General features: G+C 74.1%; 17 protein-coding genes. 10 read left to right on the top strand and 7 right to left on the bottom strand.

Annotation, left to right across the window (positions count from 1 at the left end; genetic code table 11):
- Positions 1-40: 40 nt before the first annotated feature.
- Complete coding sequence (locus ABD126_RS10265) at positions 41-3,034, top strand: AfsR/SARP family transcriptional regulator (protein WP_343933489.1); 2,994 nt, start codon at positions 41-43, stop codon at positions 3,032-3,034.
- 36 nt (positions 3,035-3,070) lie between these two features.
- Here the strand turns inward: ABD126_RS10265 and ABD126_RS10260 are convergent, their stop codons facing one another.
- A complete protein-coding gene (locus tag ABD126_RS10260; protein ID WP_343933488.1) occupies positions 3,071-3,910 on the bottom strand; it encodes an alpha/beta fold hydrolase in 840 nt (279 codons plus the stop codon).
- A 27-nt stretch (positions 3,911-3,937) separates the two neighbouring features.
- Here ABD126_RS10260 and ABD126_RS10255 point away from each other — a divergent pair, with 27 nt between their 5' ends.
- Positions 3,938-4,396 (top strand): PPOX class F420-dependent oxidoreductase, encoded by a 459-nt coding sequence (locus ABD126_RS10255; protein ID WP_343933487.1) that lies wholly within the window; start codon positions 3,938-3,940, stop codon positions 4,394-4,396.
- Here ABD126_RS10255 and ABD126_RS10250 read toward each other — a convergent pair.
- Complete coding sequence (locus tag ABD126_RS10250) at positions 4,393-5,004, bottom strand: VOC family protein (protein WP_343933486.1); 612 nt, start codon at positions 5,002-5,004, stop codon at positions 4,393-4,395. The two genes, ABD126_RS10255 and ABD126_RS10250, sit on opposite strands and share 4 nt — an antisense overlap.
- A 63-nt stretch (positions 5,005-5,067) precedes the next feature.
- Positions 5,068-7,113 (bottom strand): putative bifunctional diguanylate cyclase/phosphodiesterase, encoded by a 2,046-nt coding sequence (locus ABD126_RS10245; RefSeq protein ID WP_343933485.1) that lies wholly within the window; start codon positions 7,111-7,113, stop codon positions 5,068-5,070.
- Between the two features lie 174 nt (positions 7,114-7,287).
- Here ABD126_RS10245 and ABD126_RS10240 point away from each other — a divergent pair, with 174 nt between their 5' ends.
- Genes ABD126_RS10240 through ABD126_RS10225 form a run of 4 tightly spaced genes read left to right on the top strand, consistent with a single transcriptional unit; the run spans position 7,288 to position 10,743 of the window.
- The gene (locus ABD126_RS10240) at positions 7,288-7,797 is read left to right on the top strand and encodes a DUF6886 family protein (protein ID WP_343933483.1); all 510 of its coding nucleotides are present in this window, start codon (positions 7,288-7,290) and stop codon (positions 7,795-7,797) included.
- 59 nt (positions 7,798-7,856) lie between these two features.
- On the top strand, positions 7,857-8,519 hold the full coding sequence (locus ABD126_RS10235; protein ID WP_343933482.1) for an HAD family hydrolase: 663 nt from the start codon (positions 7,857-7,859) through the stop codon (positions 8,517-8,519).
- Positions 8,516-9,532: a phosphotransferase family protein gene (locus tag ABD126_RS10230; RefSeq protein WP_343933481.1), complete on the top strand. Its 1,017-nt coding sequence runs from the start codon at positions 8,516-8,518 to the stop codon at positions 9,530-9,532. The genes ABD126_RS10235 and ABD126_RS10230 overlap by 4 nt, the downstream gene beginning before the upstream one ends.
- A complete protein-coding gene (locus ABD126_RS10225; protein WP_343933480.1) occupies positions 9,532-10,743 on the top strand; it encodes an acyl-CoA dehydrogenase family protein in 1,212 nt (403 codons plus the stop codon). The genes ABD126_RS10230 and ABD126_RS10225 overlap by 1 nt, the downstream gene beginning before the upstream one ends.
- A 29-nt stretch (positions 10,744-10,772) precedes the next feature.
- On the opposite strand, the gene ABD126_RS10220 is transcribed toward ABD126_RS10225, so the two are convergent.
- Entirely contained in the window at positions 10,773-11,447 is a 675-nt protein-coding gene (locus ABD126_RS10220; protein ID WP_343933479.1) for a hypothetical protein, read from the bottom strand.
- On the bottom strand, positions 11,371-12,099 hold the full coding sequence (locus ABD126_RS10215) for a hypothetical protein (protein ID WP_343933478.1): 729 nt from the start codon (positions 12,097-12,099) through the stop codon (positions 11,371-11,373). The genes ABD126_RS10220 and ABD126_RS10215 overlap by 77 nt, the downstream gene beginning before the upstream one ends.
- 191 nt (positions 12,100-12,290) lie before the next feature.
- Here ABD126_RS10215 and ABD126_RS10210 point away from each other — a divergent pair, with 191 nt between their 5' ends.
- A complete protein-coding gene (locus ABD126_RS10210; protein WP_343933477.1) occupies positions 12,291-13,118 on the top strand; it encodes a M55 family metallopeptidase in 828 nt (275 codons plus the stop codon).
- Here ABD126_RS10210 and ABD126_RS10205 read toward each other — a convergent pair.
- Positions 13,109-13,960, bottom strand: coding sequence for a PucR family transcriptional regulator (locus tag ABD126_RS10205; RefSeq protein ID WP_343933476.1), 852 nt, complete (start codon positions 13,958-13,960; stop codon positions 13,109-13,111). The two genes, ABD126_RS10210 and ABD126_RS10205, sit on opposite strands and share 10 nt — an antisense overlap.
- Positions 13,961-14,022: 62 nt before the next feature.
- On the opposite strand from ABD126_RS10205, the gene ABD126_RS10200 reads away from it, so the two are divergent.
- Positions 14,023-15,360, top strand: a complete 1,338-nt coding sequence (locus tag ABD126_RS10200; protein WP_343933475.1) for a serine hydroxymethyltransferase — start codon at positions 14,023-14,025, stop codon at positions 15,358-15,360.
- Here ABD126_RS10200 and ABD126_RS10195 read toward each other — a convergent pair.
- A complete protein-coding gene (locus ABD126_RS10195) occupies positions 15,323-16,327 on the bottom strand; it encodes a helix-turn-helix transcriptional regulator (protein WP_343933474.1) in 1,005 nt (334 codons plus the stop codon). The two genes, ABD126_RS10200 and ABD126_RS10195, sit on opposite strands and share 38 nt — an antisense overlap.
- A gap of 63 nt (positions 16,328-16,390) precedes the next feature.
- On the opposite strand from ABD126_RS10195, the gene ABD126_RS10190 reads away from it, so the two are divergent.
- Together ABD126_RS10190 and ABD126_RS10185 are read left to right on the top strand one after the other, a co-directional pair.
- Positions 16,391-17,479: an epoxide hydrolase family protein gene (locus ABD126_RS10190; protein ID WP_343933473.1), complete on the top strand. Its 1,089-nt coding sequence runs from the start codon at positions 16,391-16,393 to the stop codon at positions 17,477-17,479.
- Entirely contained in the window at positions 17,476-18,531 is a 1,056-nt protein-coding gene (locus ABD126_RS10185; RefSeq protein WP_343933472.1) for a winged helix DNA-binding domain-containing protein, read from the top strand. Before ABD126_RS10190 ends, ABD126_RS10185 begins: the two co-directional genes overlap by 4 nt.
- The last annotated feature ends 8 nt before the right edge of the window (positions 18,532-18,539 follow it).

The raw sequence follows: 18,539 nt of genomic DNA, 5'->3' as shown, positions 1-18,539 counted from the left end.
CGCCTCGGGGGGTGGGGGCGGTGCGGGAGAATGGCGGGTCGTGAGGTTCGGGGTGCTCGGCCCGGTGGTGGCGCGGCGTGTCGACGGGTCGGAGATCCGGGTCGGCGGGGTCGGGTTGCGGGCGTTGTTGGCGGTGCTCGCGGTGGACGCCGGGCGGGTCGTGGGGGTTGACCGGCTGGTGGACGCGTTGTACGGGGAGCGTCCGCCGGTCGGGGTCGTGAACGCGGTGCAGTCGCAGGTGTCGCGGCTGCGGTCGTTGTTGGACGTGGGGGTCGAGCGGTCGGCGGCCGGGTACCGGCTGGTGGTGGACCCGTGGGACGTCGACGCGTTGCGGTTCGAGGAGTTGGTGGCGCGCGGGTTGCCGGGTGAGGCGTTGGCGTTGTGGCGGGGGCCGGCGTTGGCCGATGTCCGGGACGCGCCGTTCGCGGCGGTGTTGGCGGCGCGGTGGGAGGAGTTGCGGCTCAAGGCCGTGGAGGACCACGACGTGGCGCCGGTGGCGGTGCTGCGGGAGCTGGTGGCGGCGCACCCGTTGCGGGAGCGGTTGGTGGCGCGGCTGGTGCGGGCCCTGCACGGTGAGGGGCGGCAGGCCGAGGCGTTGGCGCTGGTGGATCGGACGCGGCGGGCGTTGGCCGAGGAGTTGGGCGCGGATCCGTCGCCGGAGTTGGCCGCCGCGCACGGCGAGGTGTTGCGGGGTGAGCGGCCGGCGGGCCGGCACGTGCTGCCCGCGCAGCTGACCAGTTTCGTCGGGCGCGGCGAGGAGGTGCGGCTGGTCGGGGAGGCGTTGGACCGGGCGCGGCTGGTGACGTTGCTGGGGCCCGGTGGCGCGGGCAAGACGCGGTTGGCGGTGGAGGTCGCCGCGACGCGGCCGGGTGACGTGTTCTTCGTGGACCTGGCGCCGTTGGGGGCGGGCGGGGACGTGCCGCAGGCCGTGGTGACGGCGTTGGGGTTGCGGGAGGACGGGCTGCGCGTGGCGCGGGCGGCGCGGGAGCGGCTGGTGGCGGCGCTGGCCGGGCGGGACGTGCTGCTGGTGCTGGACAACTGCGAGCACGTGGTGGAGGACGCGGCGGCGTTGGCGGGCGCGTTGCTGGTGGCGTGCCCGGGGTTGCGGGTGTTGGCGACGAGCCGGGAGGCGTTGGGCGTCACCGGGGAGACGGTGCGGCCGGTGCCGCCGCTGCCCGCGGTGGACGGCTCCTCCCCCGCTGTCGCGCTGTTCGCCGACCGGGCGGTGGCGGCGGACCCGTCGTTCCGGCTGGACGCGGGGACGGTGCCGCTGGTGGTGGCGATCTGCCGGGCGTTGGACGGGATGCCGTTGGCGATCGAGCTGGCGGCGGCGCGGGTGCGGTCGCTGCCCCTGGCGGAGGTCGCGGCGCGGTTGGACGACCGGTTCCGGTTGCTCTCGCGCGGCAACCGGGCCGCCGCGCCGCGGCACCGGACGCTGCACGCGGTGGTCGAGTGGAGCTGGGACCTGCTCTCGGCCGAGGAGCGGGTGGTGGCGCGGCGGCTGACGGTGTTCTCCGACGGGGCGACGCTGGAGTCCGCGGCGGCGGTGTGCGGGGCGGGGGCGGACGACGTGCTGCCGATGCTGGTGGACAAGTCGCTGGTGGAGGTGTCGGGCGGCCGGTACCGGATGTTGGACACGATCCGGGCGTTCGGGGCGGCGCGGCTGGCGGAGGCCGGTGAGCGGGATGCGGTGCGGCGGGCGCACGCGCGGTGGTTCCTGCGGGTGGCGGTCCGGGCGACGCCGCACCTGTTGCGCGGTGAGCAGTTGGAGTGGCTGGCGGTGTTGGCCGCGGAGCACGAGAACCTGAAGTCGGCGATCCGGTGGGCGGCCGGGCACGCCGGCGAGCTGGCGTTGCGGCTGGTGGCGGAGCTGGGCTGGTACTTCTGGCTGCGCGGGCTGCGGTCGGAGGGGTCGGCGCTGGCGGCGGAGGTGGTGCGGGCGGTGGGCCCGGTGGCGCCGGCCGGGTTGATCGAGGAGCACCTGCTGTGCGTGTTGGCGGCGTCGGCGGCCGGTGAGGTGGTGCCGGGGGCGCTCTCGCCGCGGCAGGACGTGCCGGAGGGGTTCGTGGGGCCGCCGACGCGGCCGTTCCTGACGATGTTGTGGGGCATGGCCTACGGGGTGCCGGACCTGGGTGAGCCGACGTTGGACGCCCGGCGGGGTCACCTGGTCGGGGCGGACCCGTGGTCACGGTCGCTGGCGTTGGCCGGGTTGGGGATGCAGTACCAGTACGCGGGCCGGTTGGGTGAGGCGCGGGAGGCGCACGAGTCGGCGTTGGCCGGGTTCCGCGGGTTGGGCGAGCGGTGGGGCATGTCGATGGTGCTGGCGCAACTGGCGGAACTGTCGCGCGCCGCCGGTGACCTGTCCTGCGCGTTGGCGTACCTGGACGAGGCGTTGGCGTTGGGCGAGCAGTTCGGCGCGACCGAGCACACGGCGAGCATGTTGGCGCGGCGCGCGGAGTGGCACTGCCACCGCGGGTCGTTCGACGCGGCGTGGGCGGACCTGGAGCGGGCGGCGGTGATGGCCCGGTCGCAGGGGTCGGTGGAGACGTTGGCCGAGGTGCGGCTGGGGATGGCGGAGGTGGCGCGGCACCGGGGCGAGTTGGTCGTGGCGCGCGGGTGGTGCGAGGAGGCGCTGCGGGTGTGCCCGCGGGGCTGGTTCGGTCCGGAGGAGGTGCGCTCGCACCTCCACGTCGCGGTGGGGCGGCTGGAGCTGGCGGGCGGGGACGTGGCGGCGGCGCGGGCGGTGTGGGGGCTGGTCGTGGAGTCGGCGGCGGAGTGGGGCAACCCGATGGTGCTGGCCAAGGTCGCCGAGGCGTGGGCGCAGTCGTGCCTGGCGGAGGGGGACGCGGTGGGCGCGGCGGAGCTGTTGGGCGCGGCGCGGGGGTTGCGGGGCGCGGTGGCGCCGGTGGACCCCGACGTGCTGGCGGCCGAGAGCGCGGCGAGGACCGCGCTGGGGGCCGAGGGGTTCGCGGCGGCGTCGGCCCGGGGCGCGGGGTTCGGGCGGGACGGGGTGCTGGCCGCGCTGCGCGGGTGAGGCCCGGCGGGGCGGGTGCGGGTGAGGCCCGGCGGGTCAGGCCAGGAACTCGGCCAGGCGTTTGACCATGGACTCCGCGTCGTCGATCCACGGGTAGTGCCCCGCTCCGGGCTGTTCGGCGTACTGCGCGCCCGGGATCAGCTCGGCGAGCTGCCGCACCAGGTGCGGCGGGGCGACCGGGTCCGCGCCGCCCGCGTAGACCAGGACCGGGATGGACAGGTCGGCCAGCGCGCGGCGGGTGTGGCCGGGGCTGAACGCCCCGTCGGCCGAGTAGCCGCGTTGGGCCTCGGTGGAGCGTTCGGCGTCCTCGGCGGCGGCGTGGGCCCGGGCGGCGGGGGTCCAGGAGCCGTAGAACAGCGGGGCGGCGGTGAGGCGGTTGTGCAGGGAGTCGTCGCCGGCGACCCAGGCGCGCAGCGCCGCCACCGCCTCGGCGTGCCAGGGCTGGTCGGCGTGCCGCGCCAGGTGGTCGGCCCAGTCCGCCTCGGTCGGGGTCAGGCCCACCGCGCGCAGCGCCGGGGTCAGCAGCACCAGGCTCGACAGGTTGTGCGGGAAGTGCTCGGCGTAGGCCATCGCGATCCCGGAGCCCGCCGAGTGGCCCAGCAGGTCCAACCGTTCCAGCCCCAGGTGCTGCCGCAGCGCCTCCACGTTCAGCGCCAGCCGGTCGCGGCGGTAGGTGTCGGCGGACGCGGGCACGTCCGAGTCGCCGGTGCCGCGGTTGTCCAGCAGCACCAGCGAGCGGTGCGCGCCCAGGCCGCCCAGGTCGCCCAGGTAGGACACGGCCCGGCCGGCGCCGCCGGGCAGGCACACCAGCGGCTCGCCGGAACCGGCCACGCGGTAGGCCAACCCGGTGCCGTCGTAGGAGGAGAAGCGGGGCATGGCCACATCCTCTCCTACGCTGGCCCGATGCCGAAGATCGCCACCGCGCGCACCCCCGACCGGGCCGGGCTGCTGGAGTTCCTGCGCCCCCGCCACCGCGCCCTGCTGATCACCACCCGCCGCGACGGCCGCCCCCAGACCTCGCCGGTCACCTGCGGCGTCGACGACCGCGGCCGGATCGTCGTCTCCACCTACCCGCAGCGCGCCAAGTCCCGCAACGCCCGCCGCGACCCGCGCGTGGCCGTGTGCGTCCTGTCCGACGACTGGGACGGCCCCTACGTGCAGGTCGACGGGCACGCCGAGGTGTTGGACCTGCCCGACGCGCTGGAACCGCTGGTCGACTACTACCGGTCGGTCTCCGGCGAGCACCCCGACTGGGACGACTACCGCGCCGCCATGACCCGCCAGGGCAAGGTGCTGCTGCGCGTCACCATCGACTCCTGGGGACCCATCGCCACCGGCGGCTTCCCACCCGAACTGGGTTAGGCGGACGCCCAGGTCCCGCCCCACCCGGCCGGGTCCTGCAGCACCGCGAACACCGCGCCGGACGGGTCGGCGATCGACGCCACCACCCCGGTGGGCACCTCGGTCGGCCCGGTCAGCACCGCGCCGCCCATCTCCGCCGCCGCCTCGCACGCCTTGGCCACGTCGGGCACCGCGAAGTAGCACACCCACCGCTGCCGCTCGTCCGTGACCAGCCGGCCCGCCACCGCCCGCGACTCGCTGTCGTAGACGGTGAACGGCTCGTCCGGCGTGCGCGCCGCCCACCCCAGCTCACCGGTCCAGAACGCGTCGTCCGCCGCGCCCATGAACTCCACCCAGCACGGCTCCCCGGCGCGCGGCTCCGGCGCCCACGGCCCGTGCAGCACCCGGCCCGAGTCCACCGCCGCGCCCTCGCGCAGCTCCCGCGGGTCACCGCCCGCGAACACCACCCGGAACCCGTCCTCGCCCGGCCGCACCCGCAGCGCGAGCCGGTCACCCACCCAGCCGCTGAACACGCCGTCCGGCTCGGGGATCACCACCCAGCCCAGCAGGTGGGCGTAGAAGTCGGCGATCGGCTCGGGATCGGGCGCGCCCAGCTCGACGCGGCGCACACCGCGTGAGGGGGTCGGGGAAACTCCGGTCACGTCGGCGGGTCCCATCGGAGGGGGGTGTGATCAGGAACGCGCCCCATCCTCCGCACCCACCCGGGGTGACGACAATGCTCCGTCCGGACTCACACCATCACCCGAAAGGAGGGTCGTCAGCGGGATCGGTCGACCCAGGTGGAAACCCTGGCCGACCCGCACCCCCAACCGGGTCAACGTCTCCACCTGGGCGGGCCGCTCCACCCACTCCGCCACCGCCGACAGGCCCAGGCCGCGGGCGATCTCCACGATCCCCGACACCAGCACCGCGTCGGTGGAGCGCTCGTCGATCCCGCGCACGAACTCGCCGTCGATCTTGATCCCGGTGATCGGCAGGTGCTTGAGGTGCACGAACGAGCCGAACCCGCTGCCGAAGTCGTCCAGGGTGATCCGGCAGCCGAACCCGCGCAGCTGCAACGCCAACGCCCGCGCCGCGTCCAGGTTGGTCACCGCCGCCGTCTCGGTGATCTCCAACCCCAACCGGCCCGGCGCGACCCCGGCCGTGGCCAGCCGGTCCAGCACGAACCCGCCGAAGTCCTCGTCCTCCAGCGTCCGGCCGGAGATGTTGACGTTGAACCTCAGGTCCAGGCCCGGGTGCGCGACCAGCGCGTCGATCGCCGTGGACAGCACCCACCGGTCGATGTCGAGCACCAGGTCCGACCGCTCCGCCTCGGCCAGGAACTCCGCCGGGCCCAGCGGCGGGTCCTGGTGGTCCTCCAGGCGCAGCAGCAGCTCGTGGCCCAGCGTGCGGCCCGACGCCAACTGCACCATCGGCATCGCGTGCAGCGCGAACCCGCCGTTCTCCAGCGCCGCGCGCAGCCGGTCCATCACCGACACCCGCTTCGCGGTGTCCGCGTAGTGCCCCGGCTCGTACACCGTCACCCGGTTGCGGCCCGCCGCCTTCGACGCGTACAGCGCCAGGTCGGCGTTGGCCAGCACCAGCTCCCACGTGTCACCCGCGCCGTACTCGGCGACCCCGGTGGACACCGTGACCCGCGCCGACACCGCCACCGGCGGCAACGCCGCCACCGCGTCGCGCAGGCCCTCCGCGACCAGCCGCGCCTTCTCCGGCGGGCAGTCCGGCAGCACCACCGCGAACTCGTCCCCGCCCAGCCGGCCGATCAGCCCCGACCCCGACGGGCCCGACCCGGACAGCCGCGACCGCAGCGTCCCCGCCAGCGCCTTCATCAACCGGTCGCCCACCGCGTGCCCGCGCAGGTCGTTGACGTCCTTGAAGTTGTCCAGGTCCAGCAGCAGCAACGACCCCTGGCCGCCGGAGGCCAGCCGCCGCTCCAGCTCCCGGGTCACCGCGCGCCGGTTCGCCAGGCCCGTCAACGGGTCCTGCTCGGCCAGCGCCAGCAGCTCGTCGTGCACCCGGCGGGCGCGGGTGATGTCGTGCGCGGTGCCCAGCGCGCGCAGCGGCGTGCCGTCCTCGGCGGTGACGACCTCGCCGAAGCACTCGAACCACCGCTCGGTGCGCCGGTCGGCCAGCATCATGCGGTGGGTGTAGGAGAAGCCCGCGCCGGTGCGCATGGCCTGCTCCAGCGTCGCCTGGATCATCGACAGGTCGTCGGGGTGCACCAGGTCGGCGTAGGCGTCGAAGTCCAGCTCGGTGTCGGGCGGGAACCCGAACATCTCCAGCAGCGTGTCCGACCACACCACCCGGTCCTCGGCGATGTGCCACTCCCACGTGCCCATCCGCCCCAGCACCTGCGCGCGGCGCAACGCGTCCGCCTCGTGCGTGGCCTCCAGCTCCCGGTCCCGCCACGCCGTCACGTCCACCACGCGGTAGAGCAGCTCGTCCTCGGTCCCCAGCGGCTGGCAGGCCACCTCCAGCCAGCGGTGGCCCCTGCGGTAGGCCGACGGGGTCAGCAGCGCCAGCCCCGACCGCGGCCGTTCCGGGGCGCCCGGCAGCAGCGCGGGCAGCGACCTGCCCGCCACCCGGTCCACCGCGACCCCGAGGATCTCCGCCAACGCCGGGTTCACCCAGCGCAACACGCCCTGCCCGTCGGTCACACCGAAACCGACATCGGCCCGGTCCAGCACCTCCCGGTGCAACGCGCCGTTGCCGCTCACGCGCCCTCCTCGCCACCCCGCGCGCAATGATGGTGGAGCCCGCGCACGCCGGGCAAGCCGGCCCCTTCACCCCGTGCGGACGAGCCGCCACCCCCGGTCCCCGGACCGCACCCCTGCGGACACCCCCGGAAACCCGTGGCGACCGACGCGGACCTCCCGGGACACTGCCCGGCCATGCGCCCCGCTCCCGGCGAACTCCTGCACTTCTCCGAAGACCCCGCCATCACCGCCTTCGTCCCCCACGTCGCCGCCACCGCCCGCCAACCCGAGGCCTACGTGTGGACCGTCGACCACGACCAGGCCCCGGCCTACTGGTTCCCCCGCCAGTGCCCCCGCGCGATGGCCTGGACCGGCCCCGACACCCCGCCCGCCGACGCCGGGTGGCTCGGCCCGCACCGCGTCCACGCCGTCGAGTACGGGTGGCTGGAGGCCATGCGCACGGTCCGCCTCTACGCCTACCGCTTCGCCGCCGAGCACTTCCGGCCCTTCGGCGACAACGCCCACGTCGCCACCACCCCGGTCACCCCGCTCGGCCCGCCCGAACGCGTCCCGGACCTGTTCGCGCTGCACGAGCAAGCCGGCATCGAACTGCGGGTGCTGCCGACGCTGTGGCCGTTCTGGCACCAGGTCACCGCCCGGGAACTGCGGTTCAGCGGCATCCGACTGCGCAACGCCAGGCCGTAGCGGGCCGCGTCCGCCGGCCGGCCATTGCCTACATACCGACCGGTCGGTACCCTCGCGGCGTGGCTGAAACGGACCGACGCGTCGACGCGGTGGTGCTGGACTGGGGCGGCGTGCTCACCGTGTCCGTCCCCGCGTTCATCGAGGACTGGCTGACCCGCGAGAACATCGACCGCGAGCGCTACGGCGCGACCATGCGCGGCTGGATGGGGCGCGACGCAGCCCCCGACAACCCGGTGTTCCGGCTGGAGACCGGCGAGCTGTCCGCCGACGAGTTCGAGGCGCTGCTGGCCGCCGAACTGGTCACCCTCGACGGTCGCGAGATCGCCGCCCAGGGCCTGCTGCGCCGCATGTTCGGCAGCGCCATCCCCGACCCCGCGATGGTCGAACTGGTCCGCGGCGTCCGCGCCGCCGGCGTCCCCACCGTGCTGCTGTCCAACAGCTGGGGCGAGGGCTACCCCGAGGACCTGCTGCTGGAGCTGTTCGACACGATCGTGATCAGCGGGCGCATCGGGCTGCGCAAACCCGACCCCGCCATCTTCACCCACACCCTCGACCTCATCGGCGTGCCCGCCCACCGCTGCGTGTTCCTCGACGACGCCCCGGTCAACGTCGAGGGCGCCCGCGCCGTGGGCCTGCACGCCCACCGGCACACCGACGCCGAGTCCAGCCGCGCCGTCCTGGCCGACCTGCTCGGGCACGACCTCCCGGGAGCCGACCTGTGAGCAGCCCCGCCACCGACCTGCCCGGCCTGGACCTGCACCGCCTCGCCGCCCACCTCGGCACCCCGCCGCTGACCGGCGAACTCATCCCCGGCGGCCGGTCCAACCTCACCTACCGCGTCACCGACGGCGAGCACCGGTGGGTGCTGCGCCGCCCGCCGCTGGGCCACGTCCTGGCCACCGCCCACGACATGGCCCGCGAGCACCGCGTCATCGCCGCGCTGGCCGGCACCGACGTCCCCGTGCCGGGGGTCGAGCACCTGTGCGAGGACCCCGACGTGCTCGGCGCGCCGTTCTACCTCATGCAGGAGGTGCCCGGCACCGCCCTGCGCCACCGCGACCAGTGCCCGTGGCTGACCCCCGACGCGGCCCGCGCCCTATCCCACCGCCTGGTCGACGTGCTGGCCGACCTGCACGCCGTGGACCCCGCCGCGGTCGGCCTGGCCGACTTCGGCCGCCCCGACGGGTTCCTGCGCCGCCAGGTCACCCGCTGGGGCAAGCAGCTCGACGCCTCCCGCAGCCGCGACCTGCCCGGCATCGACGAGCTGCGCGCCCGGCTGGCCGACACCGTCCCCGACTCGCCACGCGCCACGATCGTGCACGGCGACTACCGCCTGGACAACGTCCTGGTCACCGCCGACCCCGTGGACATCAGCGCCGTCCTGGACTGGGAGATGGCCACCCTCGGCGACCCGCTGGCCGACCTCGGTCTGCTGCGCGTCTACTGGACCGGCGTCGGCCTGGACGACGACCCCGTCACCGGCACCGTGCTGGGCCTGCCCGGCTTCGCCACCGCCGACGAGCTGACCGAGCGCTACGCCGCCCGCAGCGGCGCGGACGTGTCCGGTCTGGGCTGGTACACCGCGTTCGCCTACTTCAAGCTCGCCGTGATCCTCGAAGGCATCCACTTCCGCTTCACCACCGGCAAGACGGTCGGGGCGGGATTCGACCAGATCGGGAACCTCACCCTGCCGCTGGTCCGGCAGGGGCTCGCCGCCACCGGAGGAGTGCGCTGATGGACTTCGCCTACGACGCCAAGACCGAAGAGCTGCGGCAGAAGCTGCTGCGGTTCATGGACGAGCACGTCCACCCGGCCGAGGAGGTCGCCCACCGCCAACTCGCGCAGGCGGCCGACCCGTGGGCCCGCCCGCCGGTGATCGAGGACCTCAAGGCCGAAGCCCGCCGCCAGGGCCTGTGGAACCTGTTCCTGCCCGACACCGAGCACGGCGCGGGCCTGACCAACCTGCAGTACGCGCCGCTGGCCGAGATCACCGGCCGCAGCCCGCACCTGGCCCCGGAGGCGCTCAACTGCGCCGCGCCCGACACCGGGAACATGGAGGTGCTGGCCATGTTCGGCACCGAGCAGCAGAAGAAGCAGTGGCTGCGGCCCCTGCTCGACGGCGAGATCCGCTCCGCGTTCTGCATGACCGAACCCGAGGTCGCCTCCTCCGACGCCACCAACATCGCCACCCGCATCGAACGCGACGGCGACCACTACGTCATCAACGGCACCAAGTGGTGGTCCTCGGGCGCGATGGCCCCCAACTGCGCCATCTTCATCGTGATGGGCAAGACCGACCCCGACGCCGAACGCCACCGCCAACAGGCCATGATCCTGGTGCCGCGCGACACCCCGGGCGTGCACGTCAAGCGCGGCATGCACGTCTTCGGCTACACCGACGCCTCCCACGGCGGCCACGCCGAGATCGTCTTCGACAACGTCCGCGTCCCCGCGGAGAACCTCATCGCCGGCGAGGGCGAGGGCTTCGCCATCGCCCAGGCCCGCCTCGGACCCGGCCGCATCCACCACTGCATGCGCCTGATCGGCATCGCCGAACGCGCCCTGGAACTGATGTGCCGCCGCGCGGTCTCGCGGGTGGCGTTCGGGCAGCCCATCGCCCGGCAGGGCGTGGTGCAGGAGTGGATCGCCGAATCGAGGGTCCGCATCGAACAGGCGCGCCTGCTCGTGCTCAAGACGGCGTGGCTGATGGACACCGTCGGCAACAAGGGCGCGCACACGGAGATCCAGGCCATCAAGATCGCCACCCCGCTGATGGCCGAGTGGGTGCTCGATAAGGCCATCCAGACCCACGGCGCGGGCGGCGTCTCCCAGGACTTCCCCCTGGCCGACCTGTGGGCCCAGGCCCGCACCCTGCGCCTGGCCGACGGCCCCGACGAGGTCCACCGCATGTCCCTGGCCAAGCGGGAACTGAAGAAGTACCTGTAGGCCACGCCCTTGGTGTGCCCGGCACGTCTTCACCGGGCACACCAAGAGAACCTCAGCGAGGCACGGCCTTCCGCGTTGTCGAGGCCGCCGCTCCACCGAGCATCGAGAAGTACCTGCGGCCGACCGCGACGCCCTTGGCGGTTCGTCTCGCCATCAACCACTGCCAGCCGACGGTGGTCACGGCCGTCGCAAGGCCCGCGGTAGCGCTGAACGCCGGGCCAAGGGGGGGACAGCATCAGCGTCCCCGCAGCGCCGATCGCCGCGGGCACCGACGAATCCCGCACACGAGTGCGGAACGACGTCTTCTGTACGCGACGCGCGAGGTCATCGGATGCCGCACGCATCCGCTCCTCGAACGCCGCCTGTGCCGCGTAGGCTTGCTTGTCGGTGGAGAGACCCTGGTCCAACTGGTCCACCGCCGACCGCAGCTCGGTGCGAAACGCCTCGAACGCGTCGTCCTGTCTGATCGCTATCGCATCGGCGATGCTGAGCGACTCCGTCGACAGGTTCGGCACGTTCCCCACCTCGAACCGGGCGAGATGTCGCGTTTTCCCCATCATTCGAGCGGCAGTGCCGGGGTTCGGCGCGGCGAGCCGGCTTGCCGGCAATTGCTCGGCCAAGCGCAGTTCAACGGCACCGCTCAACGCAAGATCGCTGCTCGGCTCCTGCGCGCAGACGGCGAACTGCCAGGAAACCTCGATCATCGCCGCGGCCAGACGACGCACCGCTTCGGCGGACGTCGGGCAGCGCTGCCACCGGTGAACCGAAACGGTGGAACAACTCGACGACTTGCGGGCGGTACTCGCGCTCGAAGCTGCCGGGAAGGCTGCCCGCGGTGCTCGCCGCTTCGAGGAAGTTCGTGAACACGGTCAGGCGCTCGTCGACACCGAACTCGGCCAGCACAGCCAACCGGTTGGCGTCGGTCAACGTCGGACGAAGACCGGTGATCCGGAGGATCCCCCGTGCGAGCAGCGGCTCGACCGACGCGAGGCTCGCGACCACACCCGACAACGCCGTCACCGCCTCGTCCACTCGACCGAGGTCGGCCAGACGAACGACCTCGACCACCGGGTCGGCCGCCACGATCCCGTCATGAGTCAGCAGCAACGTCAGCACCCGTGGGACGATCCCCGAGGGGGAGGTGCCCGCGAAGAGGTTCCGGTCGCGGTGGACGTGGTGGCTGATCAGCGGCCAGATCTCGTGCGCGCTCACCTCGGGGTGCGTCACGTGCAGGGCCCGCCCATGCGCCTCCACGAGCCGCTTGAGGTCGGCTCGGCCCACGACCCTCCCCGCAGCGGTCCACTTGCCGGGCCGTTGCCCCCAAGCGGATTCGAACACGCCCAACAAGTCGATCACGAGCAGCTGCCTGTCCTGTGGAGGAACGGGAACGCACCGCACGCCGGCTCAAGAACTCGCATGGGCGCAAGTCGCGTCGCCCCGCTGATGTCGTGGTCTTCGTTCAACCCGAACAGTCGCCGACCCATGCGGCGCTGTTACACCCCGTCACCCGGTGGTGCGGGCGGTCCGGTGGGCCCTAGGTTGGCCGTATGCGGATCCTGGTGTCGGCCGACATGGAAGGGGCCACCGGGGTCACCTGGACCGACGACGTCCTGCCCGGCACCGAGCCGTGGCGGCGGTGGCGGCGGGTGTTCACCGGGGACGTCAACGCCTGCGTCGAAGGGCTCGTCGCCGGCGGCGCGCAGGACGTGCTGGTCAACGAAGCGCACAACGACCAGCGCAACCTCCTGCTGGAGGACCTCGACCCCCGCGCCCGCATGCTCACCGGCCGCCACAAACCCCTGTCGATGATGCAGGGCATCGACTCCGGCGTGGACGGCGTGGTCTTCCTCGGCTACCACGCCGGCGCGGGCGAGGAGGGCGTGCTGGCCCACACCTACCTGGAGAACCAGGTCACCGGCGTGTGGCTGGACGGCGTCCCCGCGAGCGAAGGCCGCCTCAACGCCGCCCTGGCCGCCGAGCACGGCGTCCCCGTCATCATGGTCACCGGCGACGACCGCACCTGCGCCGACGCCGCCACCTGGGCCCCGGACGCCCGGCTCGTCCCCGTCAAGGAGTGCGTCAGCCGCTACGCCGCCATCTGCCGGCCGCCGGCCGTCACCCACCCCCTGATCACCACCGCGGCCCGCGAAGCCACCGCCCGCGCCACCCGCCACGAACCCCGCACCGGCCCGCACCGCGTCGAGGTCGAGTTCGACGCCACCCACCTGGCCGCAGCCGCCGCCGTCGTCCCCACCGTCGAGCTGCTCGCCCCGCGCCGGGTCGGCTTCGACGCCGACTCCATGACCCTGGCCATGCAGGCGTTCAAGGTCGTCACCGCCATCGCCGCCGGCGCCGTCGAAGGCGTCTACGGCTGACGCCGACGGCCCAACCGGACCATCTTCAACGCCAGGTGCAGCTCCAGCCGCGCCCGCCCGTCCGCCAGGTCACGCCCGGTCGCCTCCGCGATGCGCCCCAACCGGTAGTACAGCGACGTCCGGTGCAGGTGCAGCGCCGCCGCCGTCGCCCGCGCGTCGCACCCCGAGTCCAGGTAGGCCTCCAGCGTGGAAAGCAACGTCGGCGACAACCCCGCCAACACCTCCCGCGCCGACCCGCCCAACAGCAACCGGTACGCGCCCAGCTCCGACCACCGCACCACCCGCGGCAACCCCGGGTCCAGCGCCGACAGCTCCGCCGCCGCCAACGCCTGCTGGTAGGCCGCCCCGGCCCGCTCCGGCGGGTGCGGCTCGCTCACCCCCACGTGACCCGGCAGCGCGGGCAGCGGCGCGCCCGGCTCCACCGTCCGCACCACCCGCGGCTCCCACCCGACCACCACCCGCACCGGCGAGGAGTCCCCGACCCGCACCGCCGCCGCCACCGCGGGCAGGTAACCGGCCACCACCCCGACGTCCACCTCCGCCCCCAGCACCCACAGGAACCCGACCAGCGCCCCGCCCCGCCGCAACGGGAACCCCACCCGCTCGGCGAACCCCAGCTCCGCGTTCGCCGGCACCCGCACCGGCCCGGCCGCCTCCGCCACCCCGTGCCGGTCCTGCCACGCCGCGACCTCCGGCGGCACCCGCCGCGACAGGATCGCCCGCACCCGCGCCGGGTCCACCTCGTCGGTCTGGGCGCTGTGCCCGACCACCCGGCCGGACACGTCGTCCACCGACACCCCGCGCCCCAGCGCCCGCGACAGCTCGTCCAACAGTTCCTGCACTCGACAAATGTAGGAAAACTCCGCGACCCGCGGCGCACACCCGCCCGCCTACCGTCGAGGACGTGACCACCAGCCGGATCGCCCCGTGGGCCTCGCCGCGCGCCCAGGCCCGACTCGCCGAGGTCGAGGCCGCCGTCTCCGCCGACCTGTCCCCGGCGGGCGTGGCCGACACCGTCCGCAAGGCCCTCGACGCCCACGCCGCCCAAGTGGACGACGACGGCATCGTGCTCTACGCGGGCACCAACGTGCTCAGCCCCGCCGCCGCGTCCGCCACCCTGGCGACCCTGTCCAACCGGCCCAGCATGGGCTGGCCCGGCGAGAAGTACCAGGTCGGCCTCGACCACCTCGACACCCTGGAAGTGCTGGCCCCGCTGCTGGTCGCCGACGTCATGGAAGGCGCGCACGCCGAGGTCCGGCTGCAAAGCGCCACGCTGGCGAACCTCGCCGTCTACACCGCCTTCGCCGAGCCCGGCGACACCATCGCCGTGCTGCCCGAAGCCGCCAGCGGGCACGCCAGCCACCACGCCCAGGGCGTCCCGGGGGTGCGCGGCCTGACCGTGGTCGACCTGCCCTACGACCCCGCCCGCCTCGACCTCGACTACGACCGCCTGCCCGGGTTCCTGCGCGAGCACCGGCCGAAGATCGTCGTCATCGGCGCGAGCATGATGCTGTTCCCGCACGACGTCGCCGCCGTCCGCGCCGCCGCCGACCAGGTCGGCGCGATCCTGCTCTACGACGCCTCCCACATGGCCGGGCTCGTCGCCGGCAAGGTGTTCCAACGCCCCCTGCACGAAGGCGCGCACGTCCTGACCTTCTCCACCTACAAGTCCTTCGGCGGACCCTCCGGCGGCTGCGTCGTCACCCGCGACCCCGCGCTCGCGCAACGCGTCTCCACCGTCGCCTACCCCGGCATGCTCGCCAACTACGACGCCGGCCGCCTGGGCGCGCTCGCCGTCACCGCCGCCGAACTCGCCGCCCACGGCCCCGCCTACGCCCGGGCCTGCGTCCGCAACGCCCAGACCCTCGCGGCGGCGCTGGCCGACGAGGGGTTCACCGTGGTCGGCCGCGACGGCGAGCACACCCGCTCCCACCACCTCGCAATCGACGCCCACGACCTCGGCGGCGGCGAGACCGCGGGCCTGCTGCTCGGCGAAGCCGGGATCTACCTGTCCGGCATCGGCCTGCCCTGGCAGCACCCCGACGAGCCGATGCGCGGCCTGCGCATCGGCACCCAGGAGATCACCCGCCGCGGCTTCACCCCCGCCGACCAGCCCGCGATCGCCGACCTCATGCGCCGCGCCCTGCTCGACCGCGAAACCCCCCAACGGGTCCGCGCCGACGCCATCGCCCTGCGCCGCGAGGTCAACGCCCGCGAGGCCGACCCCCACGACGCGGACTAGACGCCGCCGGCCAGGAAGCACCGCCGGGCCGCACCGCCCGCGCGAACCGGTCCGCCAGCGCCGCCACCCGCTCCACCAGCTCCGGCGGACCGGTCACGTGGAAGTCCGCGTCCAGCATCCCCAGGTACACCGCCAGCAACCCCGGCGTGTCCGACCCGACGCTGAGCACGCACCGCTCGTCGTCCACGGCCTCCACCGCCGCCTCCGGGACCTTCGCCGCCACCTCCTGCGCCGGCGCGTGCACCAGCACGTCCGCCCGGAACTTCCACGTCGCCGTCACCAGCCCCCGCGACACGTACGCCGCCAGGTCGGGGGAGGGCAGCTCCCGCGGCGTGAACCGCGGCCCGGTCGGCACCCGCGGCCTCACCCGGTCGGCCCGGAAGGTCCGCCAGTCGCCGCGCTCCAGGTCCCACGCCACCAGGTACCAGCGGCCCCGCGCGTGCACCAGCCGGTACGGCTCGACCCGCCGCGACGACACCCCGCCGTCGTGGGAGGAGTAGTCGAACCGCAGCACCTCCCGCGCCCGGCACGCCGCCCCCAACGCCGTCAGCACCTCCGCCGCCACCGCCGCACCCGACGGCGCGGCCGGCACCGTCACCCCGACCAGCCCGTTCACCCGGTGCCGCAGCCGCGCCGGCAACACCTGCTCCAGCTTGGCCAACGCCCGCGCCGAGGTTTCCTCGATCCCCGACACGCCGCGCGCGGTGCGCAGCCCGATCGCCACCGCCACCGCCTCCTCGTCGTCCAGCAGCAACGGCGGCAGCGCCGCACCCGCCCCCAACCGGTAGCCACCCGCCCGGCCCGGCGTCGCGTGCACCGGATAACCCAGGCCGCGCAACCGTTCCACGTCGTTGCGCACGGTCCGCGTGGTCACCGCCAACCGCTCCGCCAACTCCGGCCCCGACCAGTCCCGCGGGGTCTGCAACAACGACAGGAGCCGCAACAGCCGCGCCGAGGTGTCCGTCATGAACCGGATTCTGCCGGAAAACGCGGAACGTTCCTTTCCGCAATGCCTCCTACCGTGGTCACCATGACGATCACCGAGTTCCGCATCGAGATCCCGCAGACCGACCTGGACGACCTGCGCCACCGCCTCACCCGCACCCGCTGGCCCGTCCAGACCACCACCGGCTGGGAACGCGGCGTCCCCGTCGAGTGGCTGCGCGGGATCACCGACTACTGGGCGCACGAGTACGACTGGCGCGCCCGCGAAGCCGAACTCAACGCCTTCCCGCAGTTCACCACCGACGTCGACGGCCGCCGCGTGCACTTCCTGCACGTCCGCTCCGCCGACCCCGACGCCCCCGCGCTGCTGCTGGTCCACGGCTGGCCCGGCTCGCCGGTGGACTTCACCCGCCTGATCCCGCTGCTGCCCGACTTCCACCTGGTCGTGCCGTCCCTGCCCGGCTTCGGGTTCTCCGACCCCGGCGGCGGCGTCGCCCAGGCCGCCCACGCCCTCGGCGTCGTCATGCAGCGCCTGGGCTACGACCGCTACTTCGCCCAGGCCGGCGACGCGGGCGCGGGCGTCATCGGCGCGCTGAGCAACCTGCACCCCGACCGGGTGACCGCCCTGCACGTCAACGGCCCCAGCCCCATGCCGTTCGGGCCGCCGCTTTCCCCCGAGCGGTTCACCGGCCGCGACCGCGACCGCGCGCGGCGGTTCAACGAACTGCGCCGGACCGGCCTGGGCTACCTCCAGCTCCAGACCACCCGCCCGCACACCCTCGGCTACGGCCTGCACGACTCCCCGGTCGCCCAACTGGCGTGGATCGCCGAGAAGTACGGCGAGTGGACCGACCCCGCCCACCCGCTGCCCGACGCCGCGATCGACCGCGACCTGCTGCTGACCAGCGTCAGCGTCCACTGGTTCACCGGCACCGGCGCGACCTCCGCCCAGTTCCTCCACGAGAGCATGAACTCCGCCGACCCGTGGGCCACCCCCGCCGCGCCCACCGGGTTCGCCGTGTTCGCGGGCGACCTCGGCATCCGCGGCCTCTACGACCCCGAGGGCGTGCTGCCGCACTGGACCGAGTACGACCGCGGCGGGCACTTCCCCGCCATGGAGACCCCGGAGCTGTTGGCGGAGGATGTGCGACTGTGGCTCGGGAACTTCAAGTGATCACGCGACGCGGTCTCAACCGCACCCTCCTGCACCGGCAGTCCCTGCTGGAGCGCTCCGACCCGCCGGTCACCGCCATGGTGGAACGGCTGGTCGGGTTGCAGGCCCAGGAACCCTTCTCCGCCTACTACGGCCTGTGGTCCCGGCTGCGCGACTTCGCGCCCGACGACCTGGGCGACCTGCTCACCGACCGGACCGTCGTGCGCGCCCCGCTGCACCGCGCCACGATCCACCTGGTCACCGCCGCCGACCACGCCCGGATCGAACCGCTGCTGCGCGACATGCTGCGCCGCCGGTTCACCTCCTCGCCGTTCAAAGCGGTCCTGCCCGGCCTGGACCTGGAGGAGTTCACCGCCACCGCGCGCGGCCTGCTCGTCGAGCAGCCGCGCACCCGCGCCGACCTCGGCCGCGCCCTGGCCGAGCGGTGGCCCGACCGGGACCCGGACTCGCTGGGCGCCGCCGCGTCCTACCTGCTGGCCGTCGTCCAGATCCCGCCCCGCGGGGTGTGGGGGCGCTCGGGGCGGGCGACGTGGGCGGCGGCCGACGACTGGCTGGGCGCCCTGGGGTCCGAGGGCGACCTGGAGGAGTTCCTGCGCCGCTACCTGGCCGCGTTCGGCCCCGCCACGGTCAAGGACATGACCCTGTGGTCCGGACTGACCCGCCTCAAGGACGTCGTGCGCGGCATGGACCTCGCGGTCGTGCACGACGACCAGGGCCGCGAGCTGGTCGACCTGCCCGGCGCGCCGCTGATCGACCCCGACACGCCCGCGCCCGTCCGGTTCCTGCCCGAGTTCGACAACCTCCTGATCGGCCACGACGACCGCACCCGCGTGATCTCCGACGAGGACTACCGGCGGGGCATCGTCATCGGCGGCAAGCCGACCCTGCTGGTCGACGGGTTCGTCCACGGCGTCTGGAGCCTCAAGGACGGCCTGGACGTTCAGATCTTCCGGCCGTTGACCGACGCGCAGCGCGAGGACGTGCTGGAGGAGGGCACCCGGCTGCTCAAGTTCGCCGGCGGCTCGCAGGACGTGCGGATCACCCCCGCCTGACCCCGTTT

Source organism: Saccharothrix mutabilis subsp. mutabilis (assembly GCF_039521145.1).
Classification (GTDB): domain Bacteria; phylum Actinomycetota; class Actinomycetes; order Mycobacteriales; family Pseudonocardiaceae; genus Actinosynnema; species Actinosynnema mutabilis.
This window is presented reverse-complemented; position numbering and strand designations above follow the sequence as displayed.

Bases quoted from the DNA above. Each gene is read 5' to 3' on its own strand.
- ABD126_RS10260 (WP_343933488.1), bottom strand. From the start codon at position 3,910: ATGCCCCGCTTCTCCTCCTACGACGGCACCGGGTTGGCCTACCGCGTG.
- ABD126_RS10255 (WP_343933487.1), top strand. From the start codon at position 3,938: ATGCCGAAGATCGCCACCGCGCGCACCCCCGACCGGGCCGGGCTGCTG.
- ABD126_RS10240 (WP_343933483.1), top strand. From the start codon at position 7,288: ATGCGCCCCGCTCCCGGCGAACTCCTGCACTTCTCCGAAGACCCCGCC.
- ABD126_RS10225 (WP_343933480.1), top strand. From the start codon at position 9,532: ATGGACTTCGCCTACGACGCCAAGACCGAAGAGCTGCGGCAGAAGCTG.
- ABD126_RS10220 (WP_343933479.1), bottom strand. From the start codon at position 11,447: ATGATCGAGGTTTCCTGGCAGTTCGCCGTCTGCGCGCAGGAGCCGAGC.
- ABD126_RS10210 (WP_343933477.1), top strand. From the start codon at position 12,291: ATGCGGATCCTGGTGTCGGCCGACATGGAAGGGGCCACCGGGGTCACC.
- ABD126_RS10195 (WP_343933474.1), bottom strand. From the start codon at position 16,327: ATGACGGACACCTCGGCGCGGCTGTTGCGGCTCCTGTCGTTGTTGCAG.
- ABD126_RS10190 (WP_343933473.1), top strand. From the start codon at position 16,391: ATGACGATCACCGAGTTCCGCATCGAGATCCCGCAGACCGACCTGGAC.